At 71.1% G+C, this 13,023-nt stretch carries 14 protein-coding genes; 8 read left to right on the top strand and 6 right to left on the bottom strand.

Annotated elements, in window-relative coordinates:
- Positions 1–173: 173 nt before the first annotated feature.
- Both ACFYPG_RS18800 and ACFYPG_RS18795 read left to right on the top strand, forming a co-directional pair.
- Positions 174–1,430 (top strand): hypothetical protein, encoded by a 1,257-nt coding sequence (locus tag ACFYPG_RS18800; protein ID WP_355006795.1) that lies wholly within the window; start codon positions 174–176, stop codon positions 1,428–1,430.
- A 142-nt stretch (positions 1,431–1,572) separates the two neighbouring features.
- Entirely contained in the window at positions 1,573–2,439 is an 867-nt protein-coding gene (locus ACFYPG_RS18795; protein ID WP_387353076.1) for an alpha/beta fold hydrolase, read from the top strand.
- Positions 2,440–2,458: 19 nt separating this feature from the next.
- Here ACFYPG_RS18795 and ACFYPG_RS18790 read toward each other — a convergent pair whose 3' ends face one another.
- Positions 2,459–2,629, bottom strand: coding sequence for a hypothetical protein (locus ACFYPG_RS18790; protein ID WP_355006797.1), 171 nt, complete (start codon positions 2,627–2,629; stop codon positions 2,459–2,461).
- 197 nt (positions 2,630–2,826) lie between these two features.
- Here ACFYPG_RS18790 and ACFYPG_RS18785 point away from each other — a divergent pair, with 197 nt between their 5' ends.
- Entirely contained in the window at positions 2,827–3,456 is a 630-nt protein-coding gene (locus ACFYPG_RS18785) for a hypothetical protein (RefSeq protein WP_355006798.1), read from the top strand.
- 12 nt (positions 3,457–3,468) lie between these two features.
- Positions 3,469–4,026, top strand: coding sequence for a hypothetical protein (locus tag ACFYPG_RS18780; RefSeq protein ID WP_387353074.1), 558 nt, complete (start codon positions 3,469–3,471; stop codon positions 4,024–4,026).
- Positions 4,027–4,062: 36 nt separating this feature from the next.
- Here ACFYPG_RS18780 and ACFYPG_RS18775 read toward each other — a convergent pair whose 3' ends face one another.
- Positions 4,063–4,968, bottom strand: a complete 906-nt coding sequence (locus ACFYPG_RS18775) for a DUF72 domain-containing protein (RefSeq protein ID WP_355006800.1) — start codon at positions 4,966–4,968, stop codon at positions 4,063–4,065.
- Between the two features lie 134 nt (positions 4,969–5,102).
- On the opposite strand from ACFYPG_RS18775, the gene ACFYPG_RS18770 reads away from it, so the two are divergent.
- Positions 5,103–5,606, top strand: a complete 504-nt coding sequence (locus ACFYPG_RS18770; protein WP_355006801.1) for a DinB family protein — start codon at positions 5,103–5,105, stop codon at positions 5,604–5,606.
- Between the two features lie 47 nt (positions 5,607–5,653).
- Here ACFYPG_RS18770 and ACFYPG_RS18765 read toward each other — a convergent pair whose 3' ends face one another.
- The 3 genes from ACFYPG_RS18765 to ACFYPG_RS18755 form a co-directional block, all read right to left on the bottom strand.
- Positions 5,654–7,717, bottom strand: a complete 2,064-nt coding sequence (locus tag ACFYPG_RS18765) for a glycogen debranching N-terminal domain-containing protein (RefSeq protein ID WP_387353072.1) — start codon at positions 7,715–7,717, stop codon at positions 5,654–5,656.
- Positions 7,714–8,121, bottom strand: coding sequence for an SCP2 sterol-binding domain-containing protein (locus ACFYPG_RS18760; RefSeq protein WP_355006803.1), 408 nt, complete (start codon positions 8,119–8,121; stop codon positions 7,714–7,716). Before ACFYPG_RS18760 ends, ACFYPG_RS18765 begins: the two co-directional genes overlap by 4 nt.
- Before the next feature lie 80 nt (positions 8,122–8,201).
- Positions 8,202–8,711: a DUF664 domain-containing protein gene (locus ACFYPG_RS18755; RefSeq protein ID WP_387353070.1), complete on the bottom strand. Its 510-nt coding sequence runs from the start codon at positions 8,709–8,711 to the stop codon at positions 8,202–8,204.
- Positions 8,712–8,789: 78 nt separating this feature from the next.
- Here ACFYPG_RS18755 and ACFYPG_RS18750 point away from each other — a divergent pair, with 78 nt between their 5' ends.
- The gene (locus ACFYPG_RS18750) at positions 8,790–9,305 is read left to right on the top strand and encodes a 2'-5' RNA ligase family protein (protein ID WP_355006805.1); all 516 of its coding nucleotides are present in this window, start codon (positions 8,790–8,792) and stop codon (positions 9,303–9,305) included.
- 209 nt (positions 9,306–9,514) lie between these two features.
- Complete coding sequence (locus tag ACFYPG_RS18745; RefSeq protein ID WP_355006806.1) at positions 9,515–9,700, top strand: hypothetical protein; 186 nt, start codon at positions 9,515–9,517, stop codon at positions 9,698–9,700.
- A gap of 16 nt (positions 9,701–9,716) precedes the next feature.
- On the opposite strand, the gene corA is transcribed toward ACFYPG_RS18745, so the two are convergent.
- Positions 9,717–10,844, bottom strand: a complete 1,128-nt coding sequence (gene corA / locus ACFYPG_RS18740; protein ID WP_387353067.1) for a magnesium/cobalt transporter CorA — start codon at positions 10,842–10,844, stop codon at positions 9,717–9,719.
- Between the two features lie 155 nt (positions 10,845–10,999).
- Here corA and ACFYPG_RS18735 point away from each other — a divergent pair, with 155 nt between their 5' ends.
- Entirely contained in the window at positions 11,000–12,958 is a 1,959-nt protein-coding gene (locus tag ACFYPG_RS18735; protein ID WP_387353066.1) for an amino acid transporter, read from the top strand.
- The last annotated feature ends 65 nt before the right edge of the window (positions 12,959–13,023 follow it).

Genomic DNA, 13,023 nt, shown 5'->3' with positions numbered 1-13,023 from the left:
GCGGAGACACCGCCACCGGCGGCGCGGGGCCAACTCGACGCGATAGCGGGTCATGCCTACGCGCCAGTGTCTTTCGTCGAACGAATCTGTTACGGGCCATTGACGCCTGTCGCGCCGGGGTGATCTGATCGCGCTCTCAGAGAATCTTTCATCTTTCGATGGTTGGGGGCCCCATGCCCAGGTTCCGGCGTACCGCGCTCGCCGCGGGACTAACGATCGCCATGGCCGCGTTGTCGACCGCCGTCGCGCTGCCCGCACCCGCGGCTGCCGCGCTGCCCACCGCGGCGGTGGCACTCGGGGACAGCTTCATCAGTGGTGAGGGTGCCGGGGCGTACACCCCGGTCGTCGACGTCAACGGAGTCAGCCAGGGCTTCCCCGGTTGGACGGCGGCGAACAACAACGCGTTCTTCTGCCACCGTTCGGCGAACGCCTCGCTCAACCAGGCCAACCTGCCGGGCATCCAGAACCGGTTCAACCTGGCCTGCTCCGGTGGCCAGCCGCACGACATCGCCAACGCCTCCCAGGCGCGGACCAACGGTCGTACCGTGGCCTCGCAGCTGAGCCAGTTGCGCGCCGTCGCGCAGACCCAGGACATCGACCTGGTCCTGATCGGCCTCGGCTCCAACAACAGCTCGTTCACCTTCGGCAGCGTCGCGGAGAAGTGCGCCAACCGGTTCATCGCCGACGCCTGGACCGGCTGGTGGGAGTTCTGGGCGTACCTGAACGGGCCGGTGGAGCAGAAGCCGTGCAGCGACGCCGACCTGGCCACCGCCGCGCAGCTCAGCGCCGCGACCGCGGAGACCACCGCAGCCGTACGCCAGATCCTGACCACCCTCGACCAGGTGGACGCGGACGGGCAGCACCGGGTGGTGTTCCAGGACTACACGAACCCGCTGCCGCTGGACCTGAACCAGCAGTTCCACGAGGAGGACAGCCGGGACGACACCCGGGACAAGTTCCGTGACCTGGGTGCCGAGCGGTACGCGGCCGGTTGCCCGATCCACCGGGCCAGCCTGGCGCCGGGGCACCGCTTCTCCCAGGGTCTGGGCGGCATCGTGCAGTCCACCCGGAACACTCTGGCCGCCGAGTTCCCCGCCGACGACCTGGTGTACCTCAACGTGCAGCAGGCCTTCAACGGTGCCCGGCTCTGCGAGCAGACCAGCAGCCCGAGTGGCTCGCTGGCCACCCCGATCCGGCTCCAGGACGGCGCGACCGGCACCTTCGTCACCAGCCTCGCCGGCAAGGACAAGATCGCCATCCAGCGCATCGCCAACACCTGCGTCAGCTACTTCCAGACCTGCCAGGAGTCGTGGCACCCGAACGCCACCGGGCACCAGGTGCTCGGCCAGTGCCTGAGCGGCGCGGCCTCCACCAGCGCCCGAGCGGTGGCCTGCGTCCGGGCCAGCAACGGGGCGATCTCGGTCTCCTGACCACAGTGTCCTTCGGAGGGCTCCGCCGATCGGCGGGGCCCTCCGTCGCGTCCAGCGAGCGCTCGGCACGTCTGCCCGTCGCTGTCGTGGGCCGCACGGCCGGCTACTACCCGCCGGTAACGTCAGGCCGTAGGCTGGGTCAATGAACGGGGACCCGGAATACGCGCAGGAGTTCGTCGACGTCGACGGTGGCCGGCTGGGTGTGCAGGTCTATCCGGAGCCGCCCGGGGTGACCGGCGCGCCGGTGGTGGTGATCTGGCCGGCGATGGGGGTCCGGGCCCGGTACTACCGCCCCTTCGCCGCCGAGCTGCTGCGCGCCGCCGGGCTCGCCGTGGTCGTGGCCGACCTGCGCGGTACCGGGGCGAGCACGCCCACGCCGAGTCGGGCGGACCGGCACGGTTACGCCGAGCTGGCCAACGACGTCGGCGCCGTCCTGGCCGCTCTCAAGCCGCGACTGGACGGGCGCACCCGACTGCTCCTCGGGCACTCACTCGGCGGGCAGGCCAGCCTGCTGCATCTCGCCCTGCACGGGACCGACGAGGTGGACGGCCTGGCGCTCATCGCGGTCGGCATCCCGTACTGGCGGACCTACCCGGGCCGGCGAGGCCTCGGCGTGCTGCCTCTCACCCAGGGGATCGCCGCGACGGCGGCGCTGCTCGGGGTCTGGCCAGGCTGGGGCTTCGGCGGCCGGCAGGCGCGCGGCGTGGTCCGTGACTGGGCGTACACGGCGCGGAGCGGCCGTTTCCCCAGGCTCGACGGTACTGACACCGAGGCGGCGGTCCGCGCGGTGCGGACCCCGGTGCTGGCCGTCAGTGTGGACGACGACCAGTACACCCCGCACGAGACAATGGACCACCTGTGCGCGAAGCTCGTCGACGCGCCGGTCACCCGGGAGCGCTACACAGTGGCGCAGGCCGGGGCGACACTGGACCACTTCACCTGGGTCCGCGCGGGCGCCCCGCTGGCGCGGCGGATCGCCGGTTTCGTCGGCGACCTGCCGCCCCGCTGAGCCGTACCGGCCGGTCGGCTCACTCGTCCTGATCCAGCGGCACGAGTTTCCCGTCCCGTTCCACCTGGATCTCGGCGTGCTCCTTGCGGGGTGGGACCTCTGCGGTGTTCCGATGTGGGTCGTTGTCGGGGTGCATGAGCACCGCGTCTGTTTTGGGGGTCTTCTCCCGGCTCTCGTCCGGCTGCGACATCGCGTTCCCCTCTCGTCGGCGTCGCTCGGGATCTACCCGCCGCCGGGCGAACGACTCCTGCCCGGGGCAGGTAGACCCGCCGACGCCGCTGATGTCCGGTAGCGGCCCGCCACGGCGGTGATCGGCCCGCCCGGGGCGGGGTTAGCCGCTCGACCGGCGGGTAAGCCGCACCGCCCGACACGGCGGAAGGGGATCACATGTCCGAACGGCATACCGCACTGCGCTCGATGCACGATCTGGGCCTGGCGGCCTGGTTTGGCGGCTCCCTCATGGGTGCCTTCGGCGTCAACGGCGCAGCGGCGAAAATCAGCGACTCGACCCAGCGGCTCCCGGTCGCCTCGGCCGGATGGTCCAAGTGGACACCGGTCAACGCGGCCGCGATCGGCGCCCACCTGGCCGGGGCCGTCGGCGAGCTGGTGACCGAGAGCCCACGGGTGGCGGCCCAGTCCGGCGTCGCCCGGGCCAGCGCCATCAAGACCGCCTTGACCATCGGCGCGCTGGCGGTCACCGGTTACAGCCGGTTGGTCGGCATGCGGCTGGAGAAGGCGGGTGGTCCGTCGGTGAGCGGTGCCACCGAACCGAACCACCAGACACCGGCAAGTGTGGCCTCGTCGCAGCGGCAGATGAAGCTGCTCCAGTGGGCCATTCCGGCGCTGACCGGGACCCTGGTCGTGGTCACCGCGTACATGGGTGAGCAGCAGAAGCCCGGGCAGGTACTCCGCGGGATGCTCGGTCGCGCCGGTGGGATGAAGGGCGCCTCGAAAAGCATGATCAAGATGGCGGGAATGAGCAACGGCAAGCGGCCGATGGCGATGGCCGGACGCTGAACGGCAGGCCGGTTGGCGTCCCGCCGCCACCTCGACGGCGGGGCGCTGACCGGCCTGCGCGCGCACCGGAGCGATGACGGGTCCCACGCGGGCGGGGAGCGTGCCGGCGACATGTCGTACGCCGCGCTCGGGCGGGCGGTCCCGGCCCGAGGACGGCACATCGTCCGCCGTAGCGGCGGACCGACGAGCGGGGTGGCCATGACGGCGCACGAGGGACGCAGCGGGAACAACGACCGGCTGGAGCCGGAGGCGACCAGGCCGTGGGGCACCGGCGACGACTTCGACGCCGACGCGCCCTGGGGCACTGGCGACGACTCACCGATGGACGAGGGCAGCGAGGAGACCGCGGTGCCCGAGGGACGGCGCGGAGAGCGACGCGCGGGTGCCCCGGTGGGCCGGTCGGACCCGGCGGGACGACACGGCTTCGGCTCGGTCGAGCCGACCCGTACGACGATGGCCGGACCCGGTGCCCCACCCGATCCCGTCCCCAGCGGCAGGAGCTTCCCCGACGACGCGGACATCGGCGAGTCGACCCAGGACGCCCTGCGCAGCCGGGGGCGGCGGTCCTGAGGGGACCGGCGTCGGGCCGGGTGACCGGTGCGGAGGTCAGCCGGTCGCCGGGACGGCCTGTTCGACGAGCATCGTCTCGGCGAGCAGTTGCGCCAGCCGGGTGGCGTCGCGCTGGGCCTGCCCGGCGCAGCAGTTGTTGAACAGCACGTGCAGCTCGTCGGAGAGGTCGGCGAACTCGGCCAACAGCCCGGCCCAGTGTCGGAGCTCGTCCTCGGCGTACGCGTACCGGAACTTCTCCTGCTTGTCTCCGTCGCGCCAGGCGTCGCTGTGACCGTGGAACCGGACGATCGCCGGCTCCGCTGTCATGGTCAGGATCGGCGGCACCGACGACGGGTGCCCCTGTGGCATGTCGACGCAGACCACTGACAGGTCGTGGGCGCGTAACAGGTCCAGAGTGTCCGCCGTCGCGTCGTCGTCCAACCAGGAGCCGTGCCGCAGCTCGACACCGACGCGCCACGGGCGGCAGCGCTGCGCCAGCTCGACGATCCGGCGTTCGGCAGCGGGGCTGCGCACCAGCCACGGCGGGAACTGCAACATCACCACACCGAGCTTGCCGGCCGCCGCGATCGGGTCGAGGGCCGCGCGGAACCGGGCCCACAGCTCGTCGTACGCCGGCTCCGGCAGGTCTCGCCGGCGGATCCGGCTCGGGCCGCCGGCCGGTCGCAGGTCCCGCGGCAGCACGGCGACCGGTGTCGGGTGACCGGTGAAGAGGCTGAACGCCTTGACGTCGAAGGTGAAGTCGTCCGGCGTGGCGTCCACCCAGCCCTGGGTCGTCTCCGGCACCGGGATGGCGTAGTAGGACGTGTCCACCTCGACCATCGGGAACTGGCTGGCGTAGAAGCCCAGGCGACGGGCCGGCGTGCTGGCCGAGCGTGGGTACCACCCGGAACGCAGCAGGGACTGGTCCGCCCAGGACGACGTGCCCACCTTAATCACACCCATGTCATTCAGTGGACCGCCACCGGCGCGGATCGGCAACCGCTGGCGGGTCTCCGGTCGAGGAGGTGTCGTGCCCGGGAAGTGTCGGTGCCTCGCCCTACGGTGGCACCGGGTGGACATCAACGAAGGGTGGCGGCATGACCAGCACTGAGCGGCTCACCGGTGAGCGCGCCGATCTCCTGCAGACACTCCACACGCACCGCGGTTTCCTCCTGCGGACGGTCGACGGGCTCACCGACGAGCAGGCGGCCAGCCGCCCCACCGTCAGCGGGCTCTGCCTCGGCGGCCTCATCAAGCACGTGTCCGGCGTCGAGCACCGGTGGATGCTCTTCGCCGCCGGTGGCGCGGAGGCGATGAACCGCGAGGAGGTCGACTGGGTCGGTCAGTTCCAGATGCTGCCGGGCGAGACCCTCGCCGGGCTGGTCGAGCGCTTCCAGGAGGTGGCCGCCCGGACCGACGAGTTGACCGCCACCCTCGACCTGGACGCGGCGCACCCGCTGCCGCAGGCGCCCTGGTTCGAGCCGGGAGCGAGTTGGACGGTCCGGCGGGTGCTGCTGCACCTGATCGCCGAGACGGCCCAGCACGCCGGGCACGCCGACATCCTGCGGGAGTCGATCGACGGCGCCAAGACGATGGGCTGACCCGACACGCGCGGGCGGGCCGCGCGGTGGTCGCCGAACAACAAGCCTCAGCGGAGTCGGGTGCGTGCCCGAACCTCGGTGGTGCGGTCCCTGGCGTAGGCGTCGGAGTGGCCCCAGCGGCCCGGGATGTCCAGCAGCTCCAGCCGACCGAACCCCTCGGGCACAGCCGGGTTCACCAGCAGGTTGTCGCCGGTGGGTCGCAACCCCAGGGTGGTGCTCAACAGCATCAGCAGTGCCCCGGACGACCACGACTGCGGGCGCGCGGCCCCCGGCAACTGCACCGGATACTTCGTCAGGCTGCGCTCGTGCCCGGCGATCGCCTCCGGCACCGCGCCGCCGAGAGTCTGCGCCAGGTCGAAGATGCCGCCCGCGATCGTGGCCGCGTGCGTGTCGCAGCCGTAACGGCGCAGACCCGCGGCGATCAGGGCGTTGTCCGCCGGCCACACCGCCCCCAGGTGGGCGCCCACCGGGTTGTACGGGCGCTGCCCGGTGGCGAAGGTGCGCACCCCCCAACCACTGAACAAGCGCGGTCCGACCAGGTGCTCGGCGACCGTCCCCGCGCGGCCGTCCGGGACAATCCCGCTCCAGAGCAGATGCCCCATGTTGGAGGCCAACGCGTCGACCGGCTCACCGTACGGGTCGAGCGCCAACGCGTAGTAGTCCCGGTGGGGCAGCCACCAATCCCGGTTGAAGCGGTCCTTCAGCGCCGCGGCCTCCCGCTCCAGCCGGTCGGCGTACGCCGGGTCGTCCCAGAACTCCCGGGCCAGCCGGGCGCCACGCCTCTTCGCGTCGTACGCGTAGCCCTGCAACTCGCAGGTGGCGCGGGGAAATGCGGGTTGCCTGTCGTCGGCGCTGGTGATCGAGTCCGGGGAGTCCTTCCAGCACTGGTTGACAGCGCCGTGGCGCTCGTTTCGACGCTGGTAGCGCACATAGCCGTCTCCGGTCAGGTCGCCGTACTCGTCGATCCAGTCCAGCGCCATCCGGGCCGGGTGGCGCAACTCGCGTACCAGGTCCCCGTCGCCGGACCACCGCTCGTACTCGTCGAGCAGCACCACGAAGAGCGGGCTGGTGTCCGCCGATCCGTAGTACAGCGCGTTCGCCTGGTCGCCGAAGGCGCCGGACTCGCCGTACCGGAGGTGGGCCAGGATCTTGCCCGGCTCCTCGTCCAGGTCGTCGTCGAGTTGGGCCCCCTGCAGGAACGCCAGCATCCGCAGCGTCGCGGGGGTCAGCTCGGGAGTGAACGCCACCGTCTGCAGGCACGTCATCATGCTCTGGCGCCCGCACAGCCACATCGCCCACGGCAGACCCCCGATCGGCACCCGATCGGGGGACGACCACGGTTTGTACCGCAGTGCCGCCAGGTCCGCCAGGGCACCGGAGTACATCGCCTCCAGGCCGTCGCGTTCGGCGGTCAGCGTCGGGGCGGCGTCCATCCAGTCGGCCAGGTCCTCCCGCATCCCCACCCGCACAGCCCGCTGGTGCGACTCCAGGGAGGCGCGTACGTCCTGGCCGCCTTCGCCGCCCATGTTCATGGCGATGTGCAGGTCGGTCTCCCACGTGCCTTCCGGGGCGACCCGGATCCGGAACGTCATTCCCCCCTCGTCCACCTCGGCCGGAGCGGTGCTCTGCACTGTGGTCTGACGCACGAACCGCTGCCGTTGGTAGCGCAGGACGAGCTGGCGGTTGGCCGAGTCCGGGGTGATCTCGACGGCCCGCCGCCGGAGGTGTCCGATCTCGGCGATGTCAGTGAAGTCGCTGCCCATCTCCACTCGTATCGTGAAGTCGGCCGGCTCCGGCGAGTGGTTGAGCACCGTGATGTTCTCGTGCATGCAGTCGTGCACCGAGCGGTACCGAATGATCGAGACGTCGGCGTCGACGTAGTGGCTCGAAGTACCGGGGACCAGGACGAACCGAGTCTCGAAGTACGTCATGTCGTCGCGGGACAACGCGTTGATCCGTTCACCGTCGATCGTGAGCACCCAGTGGGACAGGAAACGGGTGTCGTACGCGAAGACACCGACAGGGGCCTGCGGGTCGGGTTCGATGTCGCCCTGGGCGTCGCTGATCGCGAACACGTTTCCGGCGATCACGTGCAGCAGTTCCTGCTTCACGACCGAACCTCCCGAGCGCCCGTCGTGGTCCGGCCTGCCAGGGCGGCCCGACCCAACTCCCGAGGGTGGCGGGCGTCGGCCGGCCCCGCGAAGATTCGCCGCAGCACCAGCAGCAGGCGCATCTCGCCCTGCATGGTCAGTTCGTTGCTCAGCATGGCCGCGCCGGGATGCAGCTCACCGTTGACCATCCGGTCGAACACCCGCCGGTCCGCGCTGACGACCAGGTCGGCGTCGTCGGCCGACCGTGCCACCTGAACCTGCTGGTCGGCGATTGTGAGGTACCAGTGATCGGTGCTGCCGTCGTCGCGGACGTCCAGCCGCAGCGTTCCCGCTGTGGTCTCCGGCAGGTCGGGCCGCCGACCGGTGTCCAGCTGTCGCAGGTACTGCTCCGCCGTCGCGCCCATCGGGTCCCCTCCCCACGGTTCCCCGCAGGATCACCCGCGTCGGGGTGATGCCGGCTCACCCGCAACGGGTGAGGGACGCGTCAGTCGGCCTGGATGAGGCCGCGCACGTAGGCGGCCTGGCCCACATGTTGCAGGTCGTCGTCGACGATGCTGACCAACCGGACGCCGAGGGTGACCGGCGGGTCCCACCCCTCGTCGACCACGCGGTCCAGGTCCGCCGGGCCCAGACCGGCCAGCAGGCTTCCGGTACGCGCCGCGACCGCCTGGTAGTAGTCGATCAGCGCCTGCGCGCTCTCCGGCCGCACGGCGGCGACCTGAGCGGGCGAGTGCCCGTAGCCGGTGTTGTCGGGGTCGGCGGCGAGCCCGAACCGACCCGCCCAGTCGCCGCTGACCCAGATCTGCTCGGCGTCGAGCAGGTCGGCGACGTGGTGGTCCTGCACCCGGGTGAGGTGCCAGACCAGCCAGCCGACCGAGTTGAGGCCCGGCCCGGGCTGGTGGCGCAGTTGCTCGGGACTGAGGCCGTCGACCGCCGCGCGGACGAGTTCGGGCAGCCTGTCGTACGCCTCGGTCAGCAGGTCACTCACGTCCACGGGTACGCCTTCCAGGTCGGTTTCCGAACAGGTACCGCCAACCCAGGGCGCGCAAACCTCGGCCGCTACGGTGATCGAATGGTCGCCGCGGTGGAGTTGTACCTGGACCCGGACGCCACCCGCCGGATCCGGGTGCTCTGGGACGCGCTGGAGGCCGAGGGGGTGCAGAGCATGCGCTCGCTGTTGGAGCAGCGCCACCGTCCGCACGTCTCGCTCATGGTGGCGCCCCGTTTCGACAGGGAGCAGGTCGCCGAGGCGCTACAGGGGACGGTGGTGGCCGCCCCGCTGCGGCTCGACTTCCAGCATGCCGGCCAGTTCGTCGGTCGGGTGCTCTGGCTCGGGCCGGCACCCACCCCGGAGTTGCTGGCGCACCACCGGCTGGTGCACGACCGGCTCGCCGCCGCCGGCATCGCCCTCGCCGAGCACTACCGGCCGGGGCGGTGGGTGCCGCACTGCACGCTCTCCATGCGAGTGCCGAACACGCTGATGGCCGCCGCGGTGCGCCGCTGTCTGGAGGTGTTGCCGCTGAGCGCGACAGTGGTCGGCGCGGCGCTCACCGACCACGCGCGAGGAATCGCCCACCCGCTGCCGTGACCGCACCTCGACCGTCGAGGCGTAATGTCCGGTTTGGCGGGCGGCAGTCGGAAACCCGAAAACAAGCGGTGCGGATGCGGCCGGGCGTGGGAAGGTTCGAGTGGCTGTCGTACCGGTGGTGGGCTGCTCACAGGTGGTCCGCCCGGCCGGTGTGGCGCGGGGTCACCCCGCGCCTCCCACGGCGGCTTCGACGAGGAGAGGCAGGGCCCATGCAGGCTCAGCGCAGGCCACCGCGCACGGAGCGGAGCCAGACCCGGGACGACCGGACCGGCGGGGGAATGACCGGGGCGGCCACGCCACTGACGATCTGGGCGGCCGCCGTACTGCTCGGCCGGATCAGTGCCGGCGACGACGACGTCGAGGAAGAACGGCACATCCTGCGCGGCATCGAGTGAATCCCGGCCGCGCGGGTCAGAGCCAGCCGCGCCGCTTGAAGATCACATAGAGGGTGCCGCAGACCAGCAGCATCAACAGCAGCGCGAAGAGGTAACCGAAGCGCCAGTTCAGCTCCGGCATGTGGACGAAGTTCATGCCGTACACGGTGCCGATGAGCGTGGGAGCGAAGAGGATCGCCGCCCAGGAGGAGACCTTCTTCAGCTCCTCGTTCTGGCTGTAGCTGGCCGCGGTGAGGCTGCGCATCTCCTCATTCTGCTGCTGCGAGACGAGGGTGGCGTTGACGGTGAGGATGTTCTGCAACAGGTGCCGGAAACCGTCCACCCGCTCCACCACCTGGGTCAGGTGGTCGGTCACGTCGCGCAGGTAGCGGCGCAGCTCCTCGTCGGCGCTGGCGGCGCCGTCGGCAAGCGCGTCGAGCACGCTGAGCAGCGGGCGGGCAGCCCGCTGGAACTGGATGACCTCGCGGCTGAGCCCGTAGATGCGGCGGCTGGCGTTCGGGTCGCCACCGAACACCTGGGTCTCGATCTCGTCGATGTCGTTCTCCAGTCCGGCCACCACCGGCGCGTACCCGTCGACGACCTGGTCGAGGATCGCGTACAGGACCGCCTCCGGCCCCCGGGCGAGCATCTGCGCCTCGGTCTCCAGTCGCCGCCGCACCGCGGCCAGGTCGGGCGCCTCACCGTGCCGGACGGTGACCACGAACCCCGGGCCGATGAACAGGTGCAGCTCGGAGAACTCGACCTCCTCCCGGAGGTCGTCGTAGCGGGCGGCGCGCAGCACCACGAACAGGGTGTGCCCGTAGCGCTCCAGCTTGGGCCGCTGGTGGGCGTTGATCGCGTCCTCGACTGCCAGGTCGTGCAGCCGAAACTCCCGGGCCAGCGAGGTGATCTGCTCGATGTCGGGCCGGTACAACCCGATCCAGGCCATCGCGCCGTCCTGCTCCTGGAGGCAGCGGTACGTCTCGGCGAGGCCGGACGGCGAGGCGAACCGGTGCCCCCGGATGTAGACCGCACTGTCCACCAGGCCGCCGTGGGACGTGGCGGCGGGTGACTCCGTGGGCGGCGGCACACCGACCCTCGTCTCGTACTCGTCGAGTTGGCGGCCGAAGCCCCCACCCGGGCGGAAGCGACGGCCGCCGACCATGCCCTGTCCCCTCCCCCGGTGCCGTCCCGACCAGCCCGGGGCGCTGCTTCCCCTCTGTCCTGGGCCCTGAAACCCGCAGTGGCGTCGGTTGGGTTCCGCGCACCGGCGGACGGGGCCGGCCCGTCGGGCGGATACTCACGGTGACCGTGGGCGGGATGACGGGGGACGCGCCGGTGAAGGTCGACAGACGCACCGGCCGGTTGCGGGGGTGGCTGCTCGATGCCGGCTCGGACCAGGCCGTGCAGCACCCGGGGCCGCACGGGCGCCCGCCGGAGCACCGGCACCACCCGTGGTGGAAGGTGATGTGCCTGACCGGGGTCGACTACTTCTCCACGCTGGGTTATCAGCCGGGCATCGCGGCGCTGGCCGCCGGGGCGCTCTCACCGGTGGCGACCCTGGTGCTGGTGCTGGTGACCCTGCTGGGGGCGCTGCCGGTCTACCGGCGGGTGGCGGTGGAGAGCCCACACGGCGAGGGCTCCATCGCGATGCTGGTACGCCTGCTGAGCTACTGGCCGGGCAAGTTGCTGGTGCTGGTGCTGCTCGGTTTCGTGGCCACCGACTTCATCATCACCATCACCCTCTCGGCCGCCGACGCGACGGCGCACATCGACGAGAACCCGTTCTGGCCGAGCGGACTCAAGGGTCACGAGGTACTTGTCACGCTGCTGCTGGTGTCGCTGTTGGGCGCGGTGTTCCTCAAGGGATTCACCGAGGCCATCGGGATCGCCGTCGTCCTGGTCGCGGTCTACCTGACGCTCAACGCGGTGGTGGTGACCGACGCGCTGTGGCGGGTGGCGACGCATCCGAGCGCGGTCGGCGACTGGACCACGATGCTGACCACCGGGCACGGCGATCCGTGGATGGTGGTCGGGCTGTCGCTGTTGGTCTTTCCGAAACTGGCGTTGGGTCTGTCCGGCTTCGAGACCGGGGTGGCGGTCATGCCGAGCGTACGGGGCGACCCGCAGGACTCGGAGGCGCGACCGCTGGGCCGGATCCGTGGCGCGCGCCGGCTGCTCACCACCGCGGCGGTGATCATGAGCGTCTTCCTGATCACCAGCAGCGTGACGACCACGGTGCTCATCCCGCCGGAGGCCTTCCGGCCGGGTGGACCGGCGAACGGGCGCGCGTTGGCCTACCTGGCGCACGCCCACCTCGGCGAGGTGTTCGGCACCATCTACGACCTGTCCACGATCGGAATCCTCTGGTTCGCCGGGGCATCGGCGATGGCTGGTCTGCTCAACCTCGTGCCGCGCTACCTGCCCCGTTACGGCATGGCGCCCACCTGGGCGCGAGCCGTCCGGCCGCTGGTGCTGGTCTTCACCGCCGTGGCGTTTCTGATCACGATCGTCTTCGAGGCCAGCGTGGACGCGCAGGGCGGCGCGTACGCCACCGGGGTCCTGGTGTTGATCACCTCGGCCGCGACGGCGGTGACGCTCGCGGCGCGCCGCCAGCGTCAGCGTGGCCGCACCATCGCGTTCGGCGTCATCGCGGTGATCTTCGTCTACACCACGTCGGCGAACGTGGTGGAACGCCCGGACGGTGTCAAGATCGCGGGCTGTTTCATCGGCGGGATCATCCTGGTGTCGGTGCTGTCCCGGCTGATGCGGGCCTACGAGCTGCGCGTCGACCACGTCGAGCTGGACGACACCGCCGCCCGGATGATCGACGAACGCGCCGGACGACGGATCCGCCTCATCGCGCACGAACCCGACCGGCGCGACGAGGCGGAGTACCGCGCCAAGCTGGCGCAAACCATGGCGGACAACGACTTTCCCGACGACAGCGACGTCATCTTCGTCGAGGTCACTGTCACCGACCCGTCCGACTTCGAGACCGAGCTGCTGGTCCGCGGCGGGGTGGTCGACGGCCGCTTCCCGGTGCTCAGCCTGGCCAGCTCGTCGGTGCCCACCGCGCTCGCCGCCCTGTTGCTGGAGATCCGCGACCGCAGCCGTCGACGCCCTCACATCTACTTCGAGTGGTCCGAGGGTGGCCCGACCCGCAACTTCCTGCGCTACCTGGCGTTCGGACAGGGCGCCATCGCCTCGGTGACCCGGGAGATCCTGCGCCGCCAGGAGCCCGACCCGCACCGTCGGCCGCACGTGCATGCCGGCTGACCTGCGAGCCGGCCGTCCGTCGCGCACAGTGAGCGTGGTCATACCGACTGGACGATCCACCCGTT

The organism is Micromonospora sp. NPDC005553 (assembly GCF_042871765.1).
Taxonomy (GTDB): Bacteria; Actinomycetota; Actinomycetes; order Mycobacteriales; family Micromonosporaceae; genus Micromonospora.
The sequence above is the reverse complement of the archived record's forward strand: the minus strand, read 5'-3'. Positions and strand labels throughout refer to the sequence as shown.

Coding starts and splice junctions, on each gene's coding strand:
- ACFYPG_RS18800 (WP_355006795.1), top strand. CDS start 174: ATGCCCAGGTTCCGGCGTACCGCGCTCGCCGCGGGACTAACGATCGCC.
- ACFYPG_RS18795 (WP_387353076.1), top strand. CDS start 1,573: ATGAACGGGGACCCGGAATACGCGCAGGAGTTCGTCGACGTCGACGGT.
- ACFYPG_RS18790 (WP_355006797.1), bottom strand. CDS start 2,629: ATGTCGCAGCCGGACGAGAGCCGGGAGAAGACCCCCAAAACAGACGCG.
- ACFYPG_RS18785 (WP_355006798.1), top strand. CDS start 2,827: ATGTCCGAACGGCATACCGCACTGCGCTCGATGCACGATCTGGGCCTG.
- ACFYPG_RS18775 (WP_355006800.1), bottom strand. CDS start 4,968: ATGGGTGTGATTAAGGTGGGCACGTCGTCCTGGGCGGACCAGTCCCTG.
- ACFYPG_RS18770 (WP_355006801.1), top strand. CDS start 5,103: ATGACCAGCACTGAGCGGCTCACCGGTGAGCGCGCCGATCTCCTGCAG.
- ACFYPG_RS18760 (WP_355006803.1), bottom strand. CDS start 8,121: ATGGGCGCGACGGCGGAGCAGTACCTGCGACAGCTGGACACCGGTCGG.
- ACFYPG_RS18750 (WP_355006805.1), top strand. CDS start 8,790: ATGGTCGCCGCGGTGGAGTTGTACCTGGACCCGGACGCCACCCGCCGG.
- ACFYPG_RS18745 (WP_355006806.1), top strand. CDS start 9,515: ATGCAGGCTCAGCGCAGGCCACCGCGCACGGAGCGGAGCCAGACCCGG.
- corA (WP_387353067.1), bottom strand. CDS start 10,844: ATGGTCGGCGGCCGTCGCTTCCGCCCGGGTGGGGGCTTCGGCCGCCAA.
- ACFYPG_RS18735 (WP_387353066.1), top strand. CDS start 11,000: ATGACGGGGGACGCGCCGGTGAAGGTCGACAGACGCACCGGCCGGTTG.